The organism is Pseudomonas sp. NFACC05-1, assembly GCF_900100135.1.
Lineage (GTDB): Bacteria > Pseudomonadota > Gammaproteobacteria > Pseudomonadales > Pseudomonadaceae > Aquipseudomonas > Aquipseudomonas fluorescens_Q.
The window spans coordinates 1-16,882 of sequence record NZ_FMTR01000005.1; the positions used below are offsets into that span (position 1 = coordinate 1).

Here is a 16,882-nt window from a genome sequence, read left to right on the forward strand (position 1 = left end):
CAGAGCAAGAAGCCACTTGAGGAGTTGGACGGATGGGTACGACGTAAGCTTCGGTGTGCCATCTGGCGCCAATGGAAGCAGCCCTCGACGAGGGCGCGCAACTTAATGCGCTTGGGGCTTGGCGAAGCTCGTGCCTGCAAGTCAACGTCGAATGGCCGCGGCCCATGGTGGAACTCGGGGGCGTCGCATATGAATCAGGCGCTGCCGAAGAAACTGTGGAACCAACTCGGACTGGTCTCGATACTGGACACGATCAACGGCTTATCTGCATAACCTGAACCGCCGTATACGGAACCGTACGTACGGTGGTGTGAGAGGACGGCGGATGCAAATCCGCCTCCTACTCGATCGCTTACTGAGTGGTTTATATCTTGCCCAGTAGTAGCAGGATCAACAGCACTACCAACACCACACCGATGATACCGGACGGGCCATAACCCCAACTTCTTGAGTGCGGGAAGACGGGGAGGCCACCGATCAGCAGGAGGATCAGGATAATGATAAGTATTGTGCCCATTGTAGATTTCCTTATTGGTCAGTTCTGGAGTGATACAACTTCCAACTACCAGCGCGCATGCGTTAAATCCGGGCGGCTTAATAAGTCCGACCGTTGCGCCTTGTAGAAAATTCAAAGTTTTTGTAGCGCCTACGGTTTGCCCTCGCCATTCAGCACTCTGATGGAGCGTGGGTCCGTTGAACGCCTTCGCTACACTCGGCCTATCTCTCCCGGAACAACAAGGCTGTCTGCTATGCAAAATCGCATGATGATCACTGGTGCCGGCTCTGGCCTGGGTCGCGAAATCGCGCTGCGCTGGGCCCGCGAAGGATGGCGCCTGGCCTTATCGGATGTCAGCGAACCGGGCCTCGTGGAAACCCTCAAGCTAGTGCGTGGTGCCGGTGGCGACGGCTTCATCCAGCGCTGCGATGTGCGCGACTACAGCCAATTGACTGCGTTCGCCCAGGCCTGCGAAGAGAAATTCGGCGGTATCGATATCATCGTCAACAATGCCGGCGTGGCCTCGGGCGGCTTCTTCAGCGAGCTTTCCCTGGAGGATTGGGACTGGCAGATCGCGATCAACCTCATGGGTGTGGTCAAGGGCTGCAAGGCGTTCTTGCCGCTGCTGGAAAAAAGCCGTGGCAAGATCATCAACATCGCCTCCATGGCAGCCCTGATGCAGGGCCCGGCCATGAGCAACTACAACGTGGCCAAGGCGGGTGTCGTGGCGCTGTCGGAAAGCCTGCTGGTGGAGCTGGCGCAGCAGGAAGTGGGTGTACACGTAGTGTGTCCGTCGTTCTTCCAGACCAATCTGTTGGACTCCTTCCGTGGCCCGACCCCGGCCATGAAAGCCCAGGTCGGCAAGTTGCTGGAAAGCTCACCGATCAGCGCCACGGATATTGCCGACTACATCTATCAGCAGGTCGCCCAGGGCCAGTTCATGATCCTGCCCCACGAACAGGGACGCATGGCTTGGGCCCTCAAGCAGAAGAACCCACAGTTGCTGTACGACGAAATGACCGTCATGGCTGACAAGATGCGCGCCAAGGCCCGGCAAAACCTCAATTGACCTGGGTGCCCGATGTCCTCAGGATGGCGCCATTCGGCCTTCCTGATGGACATCTGCATGCTCAATTACCTGTGGTTTTTTCTCGCCGCCCTGTTTGAGATCGCAGGCTGCTACGCCTTCTGGATGTGGTTGCGCCAGGGCAAGAGTGCCTGGTGGATCGCCCCGGCGTTGCTCAGTCTCACGTTGTTCGCCCTGTTGTTGACCCGCGTCGAAGCGACGTACGCCGGGCGCGCCTACGCCGCTTATGGCGGCCTCTATATCATTGCATCGATCGGCTGGCTGGCGGTGGTTGAGCGGGTGCGGCCACTGGGGTCCGACTGGATTGGCGTGGCACTCTGCGTCTTGGGGGCGAGTGTGATTCTATTCGGCCCGCGGTTCTCGGCCCCCTGAAATAACCGGCGGTCCGACAGGGTTTTGCAGGAAGTTTCCGTCAGTCACAAGAACTTTGCTTGTAGGGCCTTACTGAATTCTCGCGGGTGTCTTGAGAACGGGGAACAGGCCGGGCATGGTCAGGGTCCAGACATTCTTAAGGACAAGAACCATGCTTGTATTAAGCCGCGCTGTAGGTGAGTTGATTTCCATTGGTGACGATATTTCCGTCCGTGTGCTGTCGGTCAGCGGCGGCACGGTGCGTTTCGGCGTGGAAGCGCCACGGCACGTCGATGTCCATCGCTCCGAAATCTACGACAAGATCCAGAAGAAAAAGGCCCAGGCCACTCGCAAGGCCTGTTCAGTCGAATAGGTGTTTTGGCACGTCGTGCTTGAGCATCAGTTGACACTGTTCACTTTCGGGGTCGAAGACGATCAACGCCTGGCCTTTGGTCAGGGCTTGCCTGACCCGCAGAACCCGCGTTTCCAGGGGGGTGTCGTCACCATTGTCGGTGCCGTCGCGGGTCACGAAATCCTCGATCAGGCGGGTGAGCGTGTCGACTTCGAGTTGGTCGTGGGGGATGAGCATGGGGTACCTCGGCTAGACAATGGGACGATGCTACGGCCAATGGGCTTTTGCGGCTAGCCTTGGGTTTGTGGGGCCGTTCTGGCCTCATCGTGAGCAAGCTCGCTACCACAGGAATGCATTTCAAGTGTGGGAGCGAGCTTGTTCGCGATGGTAATAGCCCAGACAGTGAATGTTGGATCAGCTATCGGAGCGCTGCCCCACCAGGCTATCCACCGATGGCACCCGGGTATCGCTTTCCATCTGGGTATCGTGTTCGATCTGATGACTGAAGCGGTCCAGTGAGCCTTGGGCTGGTTGCGCGTCGCTGGCGAACACCGGCGGGCTGAGGATGTAGGCGCCGAGCAGGCGACTGAGGGCGGCCAGGCTGTCGATGTGGGTGCGTTCGTAGCCATGGGTGGCGTCGCAGCCGAAGGCGAGCAGGGCGGTACGGATGTCGTGGCCGGCGGTGATGGCCGAATGAGCGTCGCTGAAGTAGTAGCGGAACAGGTCGCGGCGTGCCGGTACCTCGTTCTCCTTGGCCAGTTTCAGCAAGTGCCGCGACAGATGATAGTCGTAGGGGCCTCCGGAGTCCTGCATCGCCACGCTGACCGAATGTTCGCTCGAGTGCTGGCCAGGGGCGACGGGCGCGATGTCGATGCCGACAAATTCGCTGACATCCCAGGGCAATGCTGCCGCTGCACCGCTGCCGGTTTCCTCGGTGATGGTGAACAGTGGGTGACAATCGATCAGCAGTTCTTCGCCGCTGTCGACAATCGCCTTGAGCGCCGCCAACAGGGCTGCGACCCCGGCTTTGTCGTCCAGGTGCCGGGCACTGATGTGGCCGCTTTCGGTAAATTCCGGCAGGGGATCGAAGGCGACGTAATCACCGATGCCCACCCCCAGGGTTTCGCAATCGGCACGCGTGGCGCAGTAGGCGTCCAGGCGCAGCTCGATGTGGTCCCAACTGATGGGCAGTTCGTCCACGGCGGTATTGAACGCGTGCCCGGACGCCATCAACGGCAGCACGCTGCCACGGATCACGCCGGTGTCGGTAAACAGGCTGACCCGGCTGCCTTCGGCAAATCGGCTGGACCAGCAACCCACCGGGGCCAGGGTCAGGCGGCCGTTGTCCTTGATGGCCCGCACTGAGGCACCGATGGTATCCAAGTGCGCCGACACGGCCCGGTCGGGGCTGCTCTTGCGCCCCTTGAGCGTGGCGCGGATTGTGCCACGGCGGGTCATTTCAAAAGCGATCCCCAGCTCTTCGAGCCGCTCGGCGACATAACGCACGATGGTGTCGGTAAAGCCGGTAGGGCTGGGAATGGCGAGCATTTCCAGCAGGACTTTCTGCAGGTATTCGAGATCCGGTTCTGGAATTTTGCTGATCATGGAAACTCCTCACGGAACATTAAGTTGAATAGGGGAACCTTGTGGCGAGGGAGCTTGCTCCCGCTGGACCGCGAGCGGTCCCCTTTGAGCTCCAGGTCAATGCACAGACCCGGAGGGCAACGGAGAAGGACCGCTTCGCAGCCCCGCGGGAGCAAGCTCCCTAGCCACAGAAGAAGGGCTAGGCCACCGCCTGGCTATGAGGAAACAACAGATCCACAAAGCGCTCGGCGGTGGGTTGTGGTTCGTGGTTGGCCAAGCCTGCGCGTTCGTTGGCTTCGATGAACACATACTCGGGTTGATCGGCCGCCGGTACCAGCAGGTCGAGGCCGACCATGGGGATGTCCAGCGCCCGTGCGGCGCGCACCGCCGCATCGACCAGGGTCGGATGCAGGATCCCGGTGACATCCTCCAGCACGCCGCCGGTATGCAGGTTCGCCGTACGCCGTACGAACAGGTGCTCCCCAGCGGGCAGCACGCTGTCGTAGTCGAACCCCGCCGCGTTGAGTGTGCGCAAGGTCTCGCCATCCATCGGGATTTTACTTTCGCCGCCCGTGGCCGCTTGGCGTCGGCGGCTCTGGGCTTCGATCAACGCGCCGATGGTGTGCCGGCCATCGCCGATCACCTCCGCCGGGCGCCGGATCGCCGCCGCCACCACTTCAAAACCGATCACCAGGATGCGCAGGTCCAGACCCTCGTGGAAACTTTCCAGCAAGACCTGGCTATCGAATTGCCGGGCCGCTTCGATGGCGCTCTGCACCTCCTCGATGGTGCGCAAATCCACCGCCACGCCTTGGCCCTGTTCGCCGTCCAGCGGCTTGACCACCACCCGTTCGTGCTCGTCGAGAAACGCCAGGTTGTCATCGGCATTGCCCGCCAACTGTTGGGCCGGCAGGTTCAGGCCGGCGCTTTTCAGCACTTTGTGGGTCAGGCTTTTGTTCTGGCACAGCGTCATGCTGATGGCGCTGGTCAGGTCGCTCAAGGATTCGCGGCATCGGACCCGGCGGCTGCCATGGACCAGGGTGAACAAGCCGGCCTCGGCATCGTCTACCTGTACGTCGATGCCTCGGCGGTGAGCTTCTTCGACAATGATGCGCGCATAAGGATTGAACTGCGCTTCGGGGCCTGGCCCCAGGAACAACGGCTGGTTGATGCCGTTCTTGCGTTTAATGGCGAAGGTCGAGAGATTGCGAAAACCGAGTTTGGCGTAGAGGTTTTTCGCCAGGCGATTGTCGTGCAACACCGACAGGTCGAGGTAACTCAAGCCACGGCTCATGAAATGCTCGATGAGGTGACGCACCAGCACTTCGCCAACACCGGGCCGCGGACATTGCGGGTCCACGGCCAGGCACCAGAGGCTGCTGCCGTTTTCCGGGTCGTTGAAGGCCTTCTGGTGATTCAGGCCCATGACGCTGCCGATCACCGCACCGGTGTCGTCATCTTCGGCCAGCCAGTAGACCGGGCCACCCTCATGGCGCGGGGTCAGGCGCAGTGGGTCGATGGGCAACATGCCCCGGGCTTGGTAGAGCTGGTTGATGGCCTGCCAGTCGGTCTCGCCTTGGGCCCGGCGAATCCGAAAGCCGCGAAACACCCGCGTGGCCTGGCGATAGTCGCTGAACCACAGGCGCAAGGTGTCGGACGGATCGAGGAACAGTTGGGCCGGTTCCAGCCCCAGCACTTGCTGGGGCGCGGCCACGTATAAGGCAATGTCCCTTTCGCCGGGTTGTTCGTTGAGCAGTTCCCGGGCCAGGCTTGCCGGGTCCGGGAAGGTGTGGCCGATCAAAAGTCGGCCCCAGCCGCAATGCACCGCGATCGGGTCGGCGCCCAATTCGCTGCCGTCTTCGGCCAGGCGTGCCTGCAGGCGTTCATAGGAGGGCGCCTGGCCGCGCAAGAGGCGTTGGCTGTGAACCGTTGCATGAGGTTTCATCGATCAGATTCCTTGCTCGCTGAGCCACAGGTTCAGCGCCGCCAGTTGCCACAGTCGTGAGCCGCGCAATGGCGTGAGCTGGCCGTTGGGGTCGGTCAGCAGGCGGTCGAGCATGGCCGGGTTGAACAGGCCGCGGTCCTGGCTCGGATCCAGCAGCAGTTCTCGAACCCAGGCCAGGGTGTTGCCTTCCAGGTGCTTGAGGCCTGGTACCGGGAAATAGCCTTTTTTGCGGTCGATTACCTCGCCGGGGATCACCCGCCGGGCGGCTTCCTTGAGTACCTGTTTGCCGCCATCGGGTAGCTTGAACTTCGCGGGGACCCTGGCCGAGAGTTCCACCAGGCGGTAGTCCAGGAAGGGCGTGCGCGCTTCCAGGCCCCAGGCCATGGTCATGTTGTCGACGCGCTTGACCGGGTCGTCCACCAGCATCACGGTGCTGTCCAGGCGCAGGGCCTTGTCTACCGCGGCATCGGCCCCGGGCTGGGCGAAATGTTCCTTGACGAAGTCGCCGGCGGCGTCGTTGGCCGTCAGCCATTTGGGCTGCACGGTGGCGGCATATTCTTCATGGCTGCGGTCGAAGAACGCGGCGCGATAGGCCGCGTACGGATCGCTGGCACCATCGACCTGCGGGTACCAATGGTAACCGGCGAACAGCTCGTCGGCGCCCTGGCCGCTTTGCACCACTTTGCAGTGCTTGGCCACTTCCCGCGACAGTAGATAGAAGGCGATGCAGTCGTGGCTGACCATCGGTTCGCTCATGGCACGGAACGCTGCCGGCAGTTGCTCGATGATCTCTTTTTCGTCGATACGCAGTTGGTGGTGGCGGGTGCCGTAGTGCTTGGCGATCAGGTCCGAATACTGGAACTCGTCACCGCGCTCGCCACCGGCATCCTGGAAACCGATAGAGAAGGTCGACAGGTCCTCTACGCCGACTTCCCGCAGCAGGCCCACGAGCATGCTTGAATCCACGCCACCGGAAAGCAGTACGCCGACATCCACGGCGGCGCGTTGGCGAGTGGCGACCGCTTCACGGGTGCTGTCGAGCACGCGCTCGATCCAGTCTTCCAGGTTCAGGTGCAGTTCGTCGGCCCGTGGTCCGTAGGGCAGGGTCCACCAGGTTTTCTGCTCGGTGCTGCCGTCGGCTTCGATGCGCATCCAGGTCGCGGGCGGCAGTTTTTCAACACCCGCCAGCAAGGTGCGGGGCGCCGGGACCACCGCGTGGAAATTCAGGTAATGGTTGAGGGCCACCGGGTCGAGCATCGGGTTGATATCGCCGCCCTTGAGCAGCGCCGGCAATGCCGAGGCGAAACGTAGCCGTTGGCCGGTGCGCGACAGGTACAGCGGCTTCACGCCGAGGCGGTCGCGGGCGATGAACAGGCGCTTGGCATCGCGTTCCCAGATGGCGAAGGCGAACATGCCGTTGAGCTTGGGCAGCAGCGCTTCGCCCCAGGCGTGATAGCCCTTGAGCAGCACTTCGGTGTCGCCACCGGAATAGAAGCTGTAGCCCAGGCCTTCGAGTTCGCTGCGCAGCTCCGGGTAGTTGTAGATCGCGCCGTTGAAGGCCAGGGACAGGCCCAGCTGATTGTCGATCATCGGCTGGGCCGAGCCGTCCGACAGGTCCATGATTTTCAGGCGCCGATGCCCAAGGGCAATCGGTCCCTGGCTATGAAAACCCCAGGCGTCGGGGCCGCGAGGGGCCAGGTGATGGGTGATTCGCTCTACGGCCGCAAGGTCCGCAGGTTGTTGATCGAAACGTAACTCTCCAGCTAATCCGCACATAAGTCCTTACCGGTTTTTCCGTTGGGGAGGGGTCAAGCCGCACCCACCAAAAGGGCGGGTACCCTGAAACTGACCGGAGGGATTGCTGTGAGTTTTAGATCGATGCGTTATAAGCCGGCGGGTAGGGGGTGCCCCATGCCTCACGGGATAAGAGGAGCCTGTGGGAGCGAGCTTGCTCACGATAGCAGTGGGGCAGTCAACTCAGATGCCAACTGATCCACCGCCATCGCGAGCAAGCTCGTTCCCACAAGGGATTGGGGCACACCATTAAAGGGTGTCAGGCCTTGCCCCGAATCAATGCCCGCAACGCAAATCGGTTCGGATGGCAGGCCTCGGCCACGCTGCGGGGCAGCGGCAAAGGCTCGTTGTCCAGCCAGGCGGCGATCAGTTCGCCCGACAGCGGTGCAGTGATCAGGCCACGGGAGCCATGGCCGCTGTTGATGTACAAACCCTCGGACCACGGGCAGGGGGTGTCTGGCACTTGGCGGGCGTCTTTGCCCAGGGCCGAATAGGCCTCGCTGAACGCCTGCCTATCCGCCAACGGTCCGACAATCGGCAAGTAATCCGGGCTGGTGCAACGGAATGCCGCACGGCCTTCGAGGCGTTCCGGGTCCAGGCTGCCGGCGTTCAGGCGATCCACCAGGTCTTGGGAGATTTCTTCGAGCATCTGCAGGTTGCCGGCGTGCTCGGCGGCGGTGGGCGTCAGGTCGTCGCTGTTGAAATCGAAACTGGCGCCCAGGGTGTGCTCGCCCAGCCGCGGCGGGGCCACATAGCCTTCGGCGCAAACCACGGTCGCCAGGCTCTGGCTGCGGGTGGTTTGCGGCAACCGGGTGATTTGCCCGCGAATACGCTTGAGCGGCAAGTCGGCGGCCGGTTCGAAACGTTTGATTTCGGCGGCGCTGGCGAGGATCGCCACGGGTGCGCTGGCCAGGCATCGTTCGCCGTCCCATGCCTGCCACTGGCCTTCCACGCGGCGCAATTGCAGCACTTCATGATGGGGCTGCACGTCGATCGCCGTGCCTGAGGCTTGCCAGCGACACAAGGCCGGTGGATGCACCCAGCCGCCCTCGGGATAAAACAGACCACCACAGGCCAGGCCGATGCCGGACCGCACTTGCGCCGCGGATTGATCGAGGGGGTGCAGCAAATCCCTTGGGAACGCCTCGGCCAGTTGTGCCTGACGCTCGGCTTCCTTGCTGTTGAAGGCCAGTTGCAAGACTCCGCAGGCGTCCCAGTCAATGCCGCGTTGCAGTTGCTCCAACACGCGCCGGGTGTAGCCGAAACCGCTGAGGATCATCTGCGACAACGCCGTGCCGTGGGCCGATAGCTTGAGATACAGCACGCCCTGGGGGTTGCCGGAGGCTTCCTCGGCCAAGCCGGCATGACGCTCCAGCAGCGTCACCTGCCAGCCACGCGCGGCGAGGCTGGCGGCGCTGGCACAACCGGCCAGGCCGCCGCCGATCACCAGGGCCCGGCGCTCGCCGATGGGCGGCAAGGGGCGGGCATACCAGGGTTTTGCCGAGGCCGGCGCCGGTGTCTGCTCCGGCCAGCCAAGAAACACACCGCGCAGGATTTCCCACTTATGGCCGATGCCCGGCGTGCGCTTCATCTTGAAGCCCGCCGCGTTCAGCAATCGCCTGACCCAACCGGTGCTGGTGAAGGTGCTGAGGGTGGCGTCGGGTGCGGACAGCCGGGCCAGTTCGGCGAACAGCTCGGCGGTCCACATCTCGGGATTCCTGGCCGGCGCGAAGCCGTCGAGGAACCAGGCGTCGATCTGTCCGTCCAGCTGCGGCAACTGCTCCAGGGCATCGCCAATCAACAGGGTCAGCGTCACCCGTCCGCCCGCCAGGACCAGGCGCTGGAAACCCTGGTGGATGGCCACGTACTGCTCAAGCAATTGCTCCGCCTGAAGGCTCAGTTGCGGCCACAAGGCCAGGGCCCGGCGCAGGTCCTCGGGGCTCAGGGGGTACTTCTCGACACTGACAAAATGCAGTCGGGCGCCTGCCGGTGCGCACTGCTCGAACAGTTGCCAGGCGCAAAGGAAATTCAAACCGGTGCCAAATCCGGTTTCACCGATCACCAGTCGCCCGTCATCGGCCAGGGCCGCGAAACGCTCGGCCAGGTTGTTCTGCTCAAGGAACACATAACGGGTTTCTTCCAGCCCCGACTGGTCGGAAAAATATACATCGTCGAACACCCGCGAACGCGGGCGACCCTGGTCGTCCCAGTCGAGTTGGGCGTGTTGCTGGATGGGCGTCATGGCTGGCTCGGTCGAAACTGAGCGGCCATTCTAGCCGATCGGTATCGGCTTGCTTGACCCATCGCAACACAGCGTTGTTCTTGATGGAATCTGCTGCACAGGGCCGCATCCAATCCGCTAGTCTTGCCCCAATCCCTGGAAGGAGCTGTCCATGTTCGAATCCGCTGAAATCGGTCACGTCATCGATAAAGAAACCTTTGAAGCCGAGGTGCCGGCCCTGCGGGAAGCACTGCTGGAAGCGCAGTTCGAGTTGCAGCAGCAGGGTCGGTTTCCGGTCATCGTGTTGATCAACGGCATCGAAGGCGCGGGCAAGGGCGAGACGGTGAAGTTGCTCAACGAATGGATGGATCCGCGGCTGATCGAAGTGCGCACCTTTGACCAACAGACCGACGAGGAACTGGCGCGGCCTCCGGCGTGGCGCTATTGGCGAATGCTGCCGGCCAAGGGGCGCATGGGAATTTTCTTCGGCAACTGGTACAGCCAGATGCTGCAGGGCCGGGTCCATGGCGAGTTCAAGGACCCACGGCTCGACCAGGCGATTGCCGGTGCCGAGCGCCTGGAAAAAATGCTCTGCGACGAAGGCGCGCTGATCTTCAAGTTCTGGTTCCACCTGTCCAAGAAGCAGATGAAGGCCCGGCTCAAGGGGCTCAAGGATGACCCGCTGCACAGCTGGCGCATCAGCCCGCTGGACTGGCAGCAATCCCAGACCTATGACAAGTTCGTCAAATACGGCGAGCGTGTGCTGCGCCGCACCAGTCGCGATTACGCGCCGTGGCATGTGATCGAAGGCATGGACAGCTGTTATCGCAGCCTCACCGTCGGGCGGATCTTGCTCGACGGTTTGCGCCAGGCCCTGGACCGGCCGAAGATCAGGCCGCAAAAGGTCAGCGTGGCGCCGCTGCCCGAGTTGGATGGCCAGATCACGTTGCTCGACAGCCTGGACATGACCCGGCGCCTGGACAAAGCCGACTACGAAGAACAATTGATCACCGAGCAGGCGCGCTTCTCTGGCCTGCTGCGGGACAAGCGCATGCGCCAGCATGCCCTGGTAGCGGTGTTCGAAGGCAATGACGCGGCGGGCAAGGGCGGGGCTATCCGGCGGGTCACGGCGGCCCTGGACCCGCGCCAATACAGCATCGTGCCCATTGCCGCGCCCACGGAAGAAGAGCGCGCCCACCCCTACATGTGGCGCTTCTGGCGGCATATTCCCGCACGCGGCAAGTTCACCATGTTCGACCGCTCCTGGTACGGTCGGGTGCTGGTGGAGCGGGTCGAAGGGTTTTGCAGCCAGGCCGACTGGCTGCGGGCCTACGGGGAAATCAACGATTTCGAGGAACAGCTCGCCGACGCCGGCGTGGTGGTGGTCAAGTTCTGGCTGGCCATCGACAAGCAAACCCAGCTGGAGCGTTTCCAGGAGCGCGAGGATATTCCGTTCAAGCGCTTCAAGATCACCGAGGATGACTGGCGCAACCGCGACAAGTGGGACGCTTACCGGGCCGCGGTGTGCGACATGGTCGACCGCACCAGCACCGAGATTTCCCCCTGGACCTTGGTGGAAGCCAACGACAAGCGCTGGGCGCGGGTCAAGGTGTTGCGCACCCTCAACCAGGCGCTGGAAGCGGCTTTCGAGCGGAGTGCAAAGCAGGCTCGCAAGAAAAAGAAGGGCTAGGGCGATGGAGGCGCATACGCGAGGTGAATGATTGTCGCAGTCGGTTATGCAGTGGATTTATGCTCGATTCACTCTCAACCGACTACAACAATGAGGTACAGCCATGCGTGAAGTGGTGATCGTCGACAGCGTACGGACCGGCCTGGCCAAGTCCTTTCGCGGCAAGTTCAACATGACCCGTCCAGACGACATGGCGGCCCATTGTGTCGATGCCTTGCTGGCGCGCAACGACATCAACCCCGCCAGTGTCGAGGACTGCATCGTCGGGGCCGGGTCCAATGAAGGCGCCCAGGGCTACAACATCGGGCGTAACGTGGCGGTGCTCTCGCGATTGGGCACCGGCACCGCCGGCATGACCCTCAACCGCTTCTGTTCCTCGGGCCTGCAAGCCATTGCCATCGCCGCCAACCAGATCGCTTCCGGTTGCAGCGACATCATCGTGGCGGGCGGCGTGGAGTCCATCAGCCTGACGATGAAAAGCGTCAACACCGACCACCTGATCAACCCGCTGCTCAAGGAGCAGGTGCCCGGGATCTATTTCCCCATGGGCCAGACGGCCGAGATCGTTGCCCGTCGTTACCAGGTCAGCCGCGAGGAACAGGACCGCTACGCCTTGCAGAGCCAGCAGCGCACCGCCAAGGCCCAGGCGGCCGGGTTGTTCGATGACGAAATCATCCCGATGGCGGTCAAGTACCGGGTCGAGGACAAGAACACTGGCGCTGTGCAGGTCCTCGACGGTGTGGTCGATCGCGACGATTGCAATCGCCCGGACACCACCTACGAAAGCCTGGCAGGCCTGAAACCGGTGTTCGCCGAAGACGGTTCGGTGACGGCGGGCAACTCGTCGCAGTTGTCCGACGGGGCTTCGATGACCTTGGTGATGAGCCTGGAAAAAGCCCTGGCGCTGGGGCTCAAGCCCAAGGCGTTTTTTCGCGGCTTCGCCGTGGCCGGTTGCGAGCCGGACGAGATGGGCATCGGCCCGGTGTTTTCAGTGCCCAAGCTGCTCAAGGCCAAGGGCTTGCAGATCGCCGATATCGACCTGTGGGAACTCAACGAAGCCTTTGCTTCCCAGTGCCTGTACAGCCGCAACCGACTGGAAATCGATCCCGGGAAATACAACGTCAACGGCGGCTCGATCTCCATCGGCCATCCATTCGGCATGACCGGCTCGCGGCAAGTGGGGCACCTGGTGCGCGAGCTGCAGCGACGCAACCTGCGCTACGGCGTCGTGACCATGTGCGTGGGCGGTGGGATGGGGGCTACGGGGTTGTTTGAGGTGGTTCGTTAACCGTTTGCCGAAGAGGTTGGGGGGCAATCTGTGGCGAGGGAGCTTGCTCCCGCTCGGCTGCGAAGCAGTCGCCGGCTTATCAGTACCGTGCTGATTGAACAGGGGCCGCTTCGCGGCCCAGCGGGAGCAAGCTCCCTCGCCACATCCTGCCTAGCTGGCAACCTGCGTCAGTTGTAGCATCCGGCCGATATACGCCTCTATCTCCCGCTCCGCCGCCTCGCGGGTGGCGAACGGACCCTCCTGGGTGCCCTCACGTGTATTGAAATAAAACTCGCCGTTGACCCGGCAGATCCGGTCACTGCGAAAAATAGTCGTAGGGGCGGGATCCAAGGCGCGTTTTCCAAGCATGTCGGGTCTCCAGAGTGCAGCAAGGTCTGTTTCAAATGAGCATATGTGTTGTCCCTGATTCCCGCCTGCCCAGCCGATCGACGGCTACGACCCATACAATCCCGTGGGCGGCCTCTGCCCAACTGTCCCTGTGTCGTGACGCAATAGACGCCTAGAATGGACGTCCTTTGTCTTGGGCTTCGAGGGTTGCATGCACATATCGTCCGGTCGCTGGGTCTACGGCCTGTTCCTCGCCCTGCTGACTGCCCTGCTCTGGGGAATCCTGCCGATCAAGCTCAAGCAAGTGCTGCAAGTGATGGACCCGGTCACCGTGACCTGGTTTCGCTTGCTGGTGTCCGGCGGTTTGCTGTTCATCTATTTGGCGGCCACCCGGCGCCTGCCCAGTCACAAGGTCCTTGGCCCGCGCGGAGGCTGGCTGGTGGCGATGGCGGTGCTCGGGCTGGTGGGCAACTACGTGTTGTACCTGATGGGCCTGAATCGCTTGAGCCCCGGCACCGCGCAACTGGTGGTGCAGATGGGGCCGATCATGTTGCTGGTCGCCAGCCTGTTCGTGTTCAAGGAGCGCTTCAGTGTGGGGCAGGGCATCGGCCTGCTGGTGTTGCTGATCGGTTTTACGCTGTTTTTCAACCAGCGCCTGGGTGAGTTGCTGACGTCCCTGAGCGACTACACCGCCGGGGTGCTGATGGTGTTGCTGGCGTCGACGGTCTGGACCTTCTATGCCTTGGGCCAGAAGCAACTGTTGACGGTGTGGAATTCGTTGCAGGTGATGATGGTGATCTACCTGTTCTGCGCGTTGCTGCTCACCCCCTGGGTGCACCCGTTGGAGGCGCTGCAATTGAGTTCGTTGCAAGGCTGGTTGTTGCTCGCTTGCTGCCTCAACACGCTGATTGCCTATGGCGCGTTTGCCGAAGCCTTGGCCCATTGGGAGGCGTCGCGGGTCAGTGCGACCCTGGCGATCACGCCGCTGGTGACGTTCGCCGCGGTGGCGATGGCGGCCTGGTGGTGGCCTGATTATGTCCATGCCGAGCAGATCAATCTGCTGGGGTATGGCGGGGCGGTGCTGGTGGTGCTGGGTTCGGCGTTGGTCGCCCTGGGGCCCTCGCTGATCGCCGGGCTCAAGGCCCGGCGGCAGCGGATGGTTGTAGAGCGATAGACCGCGTTATCGTTCTTCGCGAGCAAGCCCGCTCCCACATTCGATCTCATCGGACACAGGTTGTGTATCCGACCCCAATCCATTGTGGGAGCAGGCTTGTTCGCGAAGACAGGTTATCGGTCACCGCAAATCTTCAGCCCTGGCTACCGGCCTCCAGCATATTCTCCGGTCGCACCCAGGCATCGAACTCTTTATCGGTCAGGTACCCCAGTTGCAGTGCCGCTTCACGCAAGGTCAGCCCTTCGCCGTAGGCTTTCTTGGCGATTTCCGCGGATTTGTCGTAGCCGATGTGCGGGTTCAGCGCGGTCACCAGCATCAACCCGCGTTCCAGGTGCGCGGCCATCTGCTCGGCATCCGGCTCGAGCCCGGCGATGCAGTGCTGCTGAAAGTTGCTGCAGCCATCGGCCAGCAGCCGGATCGATTGCAGCAGGTTGTGGATGATCACCGGTTTGAACACGTTCAACTGCAAATGCCCCTGACTGGCGGCAAAGCCGATGGTCACGTCGTTGCCCATGACCTGGCAGGCCAGCATCGACAAGGCTTCGCACTGGGTCGGGTTGACCTTGCCGGGCATGATGGAACTGCCCGGTTCGTTGGCCGGCAATTTCACTTCGGCAAACCCCGCCCGCGGCCCGGAACCCAGCAGGCGCAGGTCGTTGGCGATTTTCATCAGGGTCACGGCGAGGGTTTTCAGGGCGCCGGACAAGGCGGTCAAGGGTTCATGGCCGGCCAGCGCGGCAAACTTGTTCGGCGCGGTGACGAACGGCAGGCCCGACAGCGCCGCCAGTTCAGCGGCAATCGCTTCGCCGAAACCATGGGGCGAATTGAGCCCGGTGCCGACCGCCGTGCCGCCTTGGGCCAGTTCGCAGACCGCCGGTAGCGCGGCGCGGATCGCTCGTTCGGCGTAATCGAGTTGAGCAATGAACGCCGACAGTTCCTGGCCAAAGGTGATTGGCGTGGCATCCATCATGTGGGTACGGCCAGTCTTGACCAGTTTCATGTGGCGCGCCGCCAGTTCCGCCAGGCCGCCGGACAGCTCACTGATGGCCGGGAACAATTGCTGGTGGACGGCCTGGGCAGCGGCAATGTGCATCGCGGTGGGGAAGCAGTCGTTGGAGCTCTGCGAGCGGTTGACGTGATCGTTGGGGTGCACGGGGCTCTTGCCACCGCGGGGGTTGCCGGCCAGTTCGTTGGCGCGCCCGGCGATCACCTCGTTGACGTTCATGTTGCTCTGGGTGCCGCTGCCGGTCTGCCAGACCACCAGCGGGAACTGGTCGTCATGCTGGCCGGCCAGCACTTCGTCGGCGGCCTGTTCGATCAGGCGGGCGATGTCGGCGGGGAGGTCGCCATTGCGATCATTGACCCGTGCGGCGGCTTTCTTGATCAGTGCCAAGGCGTGCAACACCGACAGTGGCATGCGTTCGTTGCCAATGGCGAAGTTGATCATGGAACGCTGCGTCTGGGCGCCCCAGTAGGCGTCGTCCGGGACTTCAACCTGGCCAAGGCTGTCGGTTTCGATACGGCTCATCGGGTCAAACTCCTTAAGGGCTGAATGCGCAGTTTAGGCCCAGATGGGCGGCACCGGTTCCCTCAATCATCCTTCAATCCAGGAGCGGTGGGTTCGGCCCGTCAATCGGACCCGGCAAGCATCGGGGTTGAGGCCCAGCGTTTTTTAGGCGCAGAATGGTCGCCCTTGGGGTTCTACCTCGCCTGTAATGAAAGGAAACTCGATGACCCGTCTTCGTGCCATCTGTACCGCAGTTGCTCTGGTGTGTGCCAGCGGCCCTGTTTTCGCCGATACCGCCAGCCACAACGCCAGCGCCGAAGCGTTCCTGACCCTGGCGCACGCTGACAAACTGGGCACTCCGGTATACATGCAAGTGCAGCAGATGTTTGCCCAGCGCTTTGAACAGACCAAGGCCCCTGAGTCGAAAAAAGCCACCCTGGAAACCTACCAGGCCAAGGCCAATGCCGCGTTGGACCAAGCTATCGGCTGGAACAAGCTCAAGCCGGACATGGTCAAGCTCTACACCAGCAACTTCAGCGAATCGGAGCTCAAGGACCTGGTCGCTTTCTATCAATCGCCACTGGGCAAGAAAGTCCTGGAAAAAATGCCGCAACTGACCCAGCAATCAGCCCAACTGACCCAGGCCAAGCTTGAAAGCGCGGTGCCGGTGGTCAACAAGCTGCTGGCGGACATGACGGCCGAGCTCGAGCCCAAAGCCGCCCCTGCCAAGAAAAAGCCGTAAGCGGAGCCTGGTATGAGCATGCAACAACGCATCGAATCGACACTCGGGCTCTTGCAGCCCGAGCACTTGCAAGTGCTGGATGAAAGCCACATGCACAGCCGTGGCCTGCAGACCCACTTCAAGGCCGTGGTGGTCAGCCAGCAGTTCGAAGGGCTCAATCGTGTCAAGCGTCACCAGAAGGTCTACGGCACGCTGGGCGAGCTGATGGGCGAATTCCATGCGTTGGCGCTGCACACCTACACCCCTGAAGAATGGGCCCAGATCGACGCGGCCCCGGCTTCGCCAACCTGTGCCGGCGGCAGCAAGCACTGATTCTTGAGGTGG

17 protein-coding genes are annotated in these 16,882 nt (G+C 62.2%); 9 read left to right on the forward strand and 8 right to left on the reverse strand.

The genetic code is table 11. From position 1 onward, the window contains the following. Positions 1 to 273: group II intron maturase-specific domain-containing protein (locus tag BLO97_RS09965; RefSeq protein WP_305882549.1), on the forward strand; the 273-nt coding region annotated here is incomplete at its 5' end. Positions 274 to 364: 91 nt separating this feature from the next. On the opposite strand, the gene BLO97_RS09970 is transcribed toward BLO97_RS09965, so the two are convergent. Next, the gene (locus BLO97_RS09970; protein ID WP_018606531.1) at positions 365 to 517 is read right to left on the reverse strand and encodes a DUF3309 family protein; all 153 of its coding nucleotides are present in this window, start codon (positions 515 to 517) and stop codon (positions 365 to 367) included. 232 nt (positions 518 to 749) lie between these two features. Between BLO97_RS09970 and BLO97_RS09975 the strand changes: the two genes are divergently transcribed. From BLO97_RS09975 to csrA, 3 genes are all read left to right on the forward strand, one after another. Continuing rightward, positions 750 to 1,565: an SDR family oxidoreductase gene (locus BLO97_RS09975; RefSeq protein WP_003199173.1), complete on the forward strand. Its 816-nt coding sequence runs from the start codon at positions 750 to 752 to the stop codon at positions 1,563 to 1,565. Positions 1,566 to 1,622: 57 nt separating this feature from the next. Further along, entirely contained in the window at positions 1,623 to 1,955 is a 333-nt protein-coding gene (locus BLO97_RS09980) for a YnfA family protein (protein WP_063325143.1), read from the forward strand. Between the two features lie 151 nt (positions 1,956 to 2,106). Beyond that, a complete protein-coding gene (csrA, locus tag BLO97_RS09985) occupies positions 2,107 to 2,307 on the forward strand; it encodes a carbon storage regulator CsrA (protein ID WP_092144941.1) in 201 nt (66 codons plus the stop codon). Here the strand turns inward: csrA and BLO97_RS09990 are convergent. The 5 genes from BLO97_RS09990 to mnmC all read right to left on the reverse strand — a co-directional run bounded on the left by BLO97_RS09990 (position 2,296) and on the right by mnmC (position 9,851). Then, a complete protein-coding gene (locus BLO97_RS09990; protein ID WP_003199186.1) occupies positions 2,296 to 2,523 on the reverse strand; it encodes a YheU family protein in 228 nt (75 codons plus the stop codon). The genes csrA and BLO97_RS09990 overlap by 12 nt on opposite strands. A gap of 177 nt (positions 2,524 to 2,700) precedes the next feature. Continuing rightward, positions 2,701 to 3,891 carry an osmoprotectant NAGGN system M42 family peptidase gene (locus BLO97_RS09995; protein ID WP_063322377.1) on the reverse strand — a complete coding sequence of 397 codons (1,191 nt, stop codon included), beginning with the start codon at positions 3,889 to 3,891 and terminating at the stop codon, positions 2,701 to 2,703. A 178-nt stretch (positions 3,892 to 4,069) separates the two neighbouring features. Beyond that, positions 4,070 to 5,815: an N-acetylglutaminylglutamine synthetase gene (gene ngg / locus BLO97_RS10000; protein ID WP_092345733.1), complete on the reverse strand. Its 1,746-nt coding sequence runs from the start codon at positions 5,813 to 5,815 to the stop codon at positions 4,070 to 4,072. A gap of 3 nt (positions 5,816 to 5,818) precedes the next feature. Further along, a complete protein-coding gene (locus BLO97_RS10005; RefSeq protein ID WP_092345735.1) occupies positions 5,819 to 7,591 on the reverse strand; it encodes an N-acetylglutaminylglutamine amidotransferase in 1,773 nt (590 codons plus the stop codon). 277 nt (positions 7,592 to 7,868) lie between these two features. After that, on the reverse strand, positions 7,869 to 9,851 hold the full coding sequence (mnmC, locus tag BLO97_RS10010) for a bifunctional tRNA (5-methylaminomethyl-2-thiouridine)(34)-methyltransferase MnmC2/FAD-dependent 5-carboxymethylaminomethyl-2-thiouridine(34) oxidoreductase MnmC1 (protein ID WP_092345737.1): 1,983 nt from the start codon (positions 9,849 to 9,851) through the stop codon (positions 7,869 to 7,871). Positions 9,852 to 10,002: 151 nt separating this feature from the next. On the opposite strand from mnmC, the gene pap reads away from it, so the two are divergent. Next, on the forward strand, positions 10,003 to 11,520 hold the full coding sequence (gene pap / locus BLO97_RS10015) for a polyphosphate:AMP phosphotransferase (protein ID WP_063322373.1): 1,518 nt from the start codon (positions 10,003 to 10,005) through the stop codon (positions 11,518 to 11,520). A 103-nt stretch (positions 11,521 to 11,623) separates the two neighbouring features. Beyond that, positions 11,624 to 12,808 (forward strand): thiolase family protein, encoded by a 1,185-nt coding sequence (locus BLO97_RS10020; RefSeq protein ID WP_092222882.1) that lies wholly within the window; start codon positions 11,624 to 11,626, stop codon positions 12,806 to 12,808. 150 nt (positions 12,809 to 12,958) lie between these two features. On the opposite strand, the gene BLO97_RS10025 is transcribed toward BLO97_RS10020, so the two are convergent. Beyond that, positions 12,959 to 13,156: a DUF6316 family protein gene (locus tag BLO97_RS10025; protein ID WP_063322371.1), complete on the reverse strand. Its 198-nt coding sequence runs from the start codon at positions 13,154 to 13,156 to the stop codon at positions 12,959 to 12,961. Positions 13,157 to 13,346: 190 nt separating this feature from the next. On the opposite strand from BLO97_RS10025, the gene BLO97_RS10030 reads away from it, so the two are divergent. Further along, complete coding sequence (locus tag BLO97_RS10030) at positions 13,347 to 14,309, forward strand: DMT family transporter (protein ID WP_092345739.1); 963 nt, start codon at positions 13,347 to 13,349, stop codon at positions 14,307 to 14,309. A 133-nt stretch (positions 14,310 to 14,442) separates the two neighbouring features. Here the strand turns inward: BLO97_RS10030 and BLO97_RS10035 are convergent, their stop codons facing one another. Next, the gene (locus BLO97_RS10035; RefSeq protein WP_092345741.1) at positions 14,443 to 15,837 is read right to left on the reverse strand and encodes a class II fumarate hydratase; all 1,395 of its coding nucleotides are present in this window, start codon (positions 15,835 to 15,837) and stop codon (positions 14,443 to 14,445) included. Between the two features lie 202 nt (positions 15,838 to 16,039). Here BLO97_RS10035 and BLO97_RS10040 point away from each other — a divergent pair, with 202 nt between their 5' ends. Further along, positions 16,040 to 16,558, forward strand: a complete 519-nt coding sequence (locus tag BLO97_RS10040) for a DUF2059 domain-containing protein (protein ID WP_018602923.1) — start codon at positions 16,040 to 16,042, stop codon at positions 16,556 to 16,558. A gap of 12 nt (positions 16,559 to 16,570) precedes the next feature. Further along, entirely contained in the window at positions 16,571 to 16,870 is a 300-nt protein-coding gene (locus tag BLO97_RS10045) for a BolA family protein (protein ID WP_014337210.1), read from the forward strand. The last annotated feature ends 12 nt before the right edge of the window (positions 16,871 to 16,882 follow it).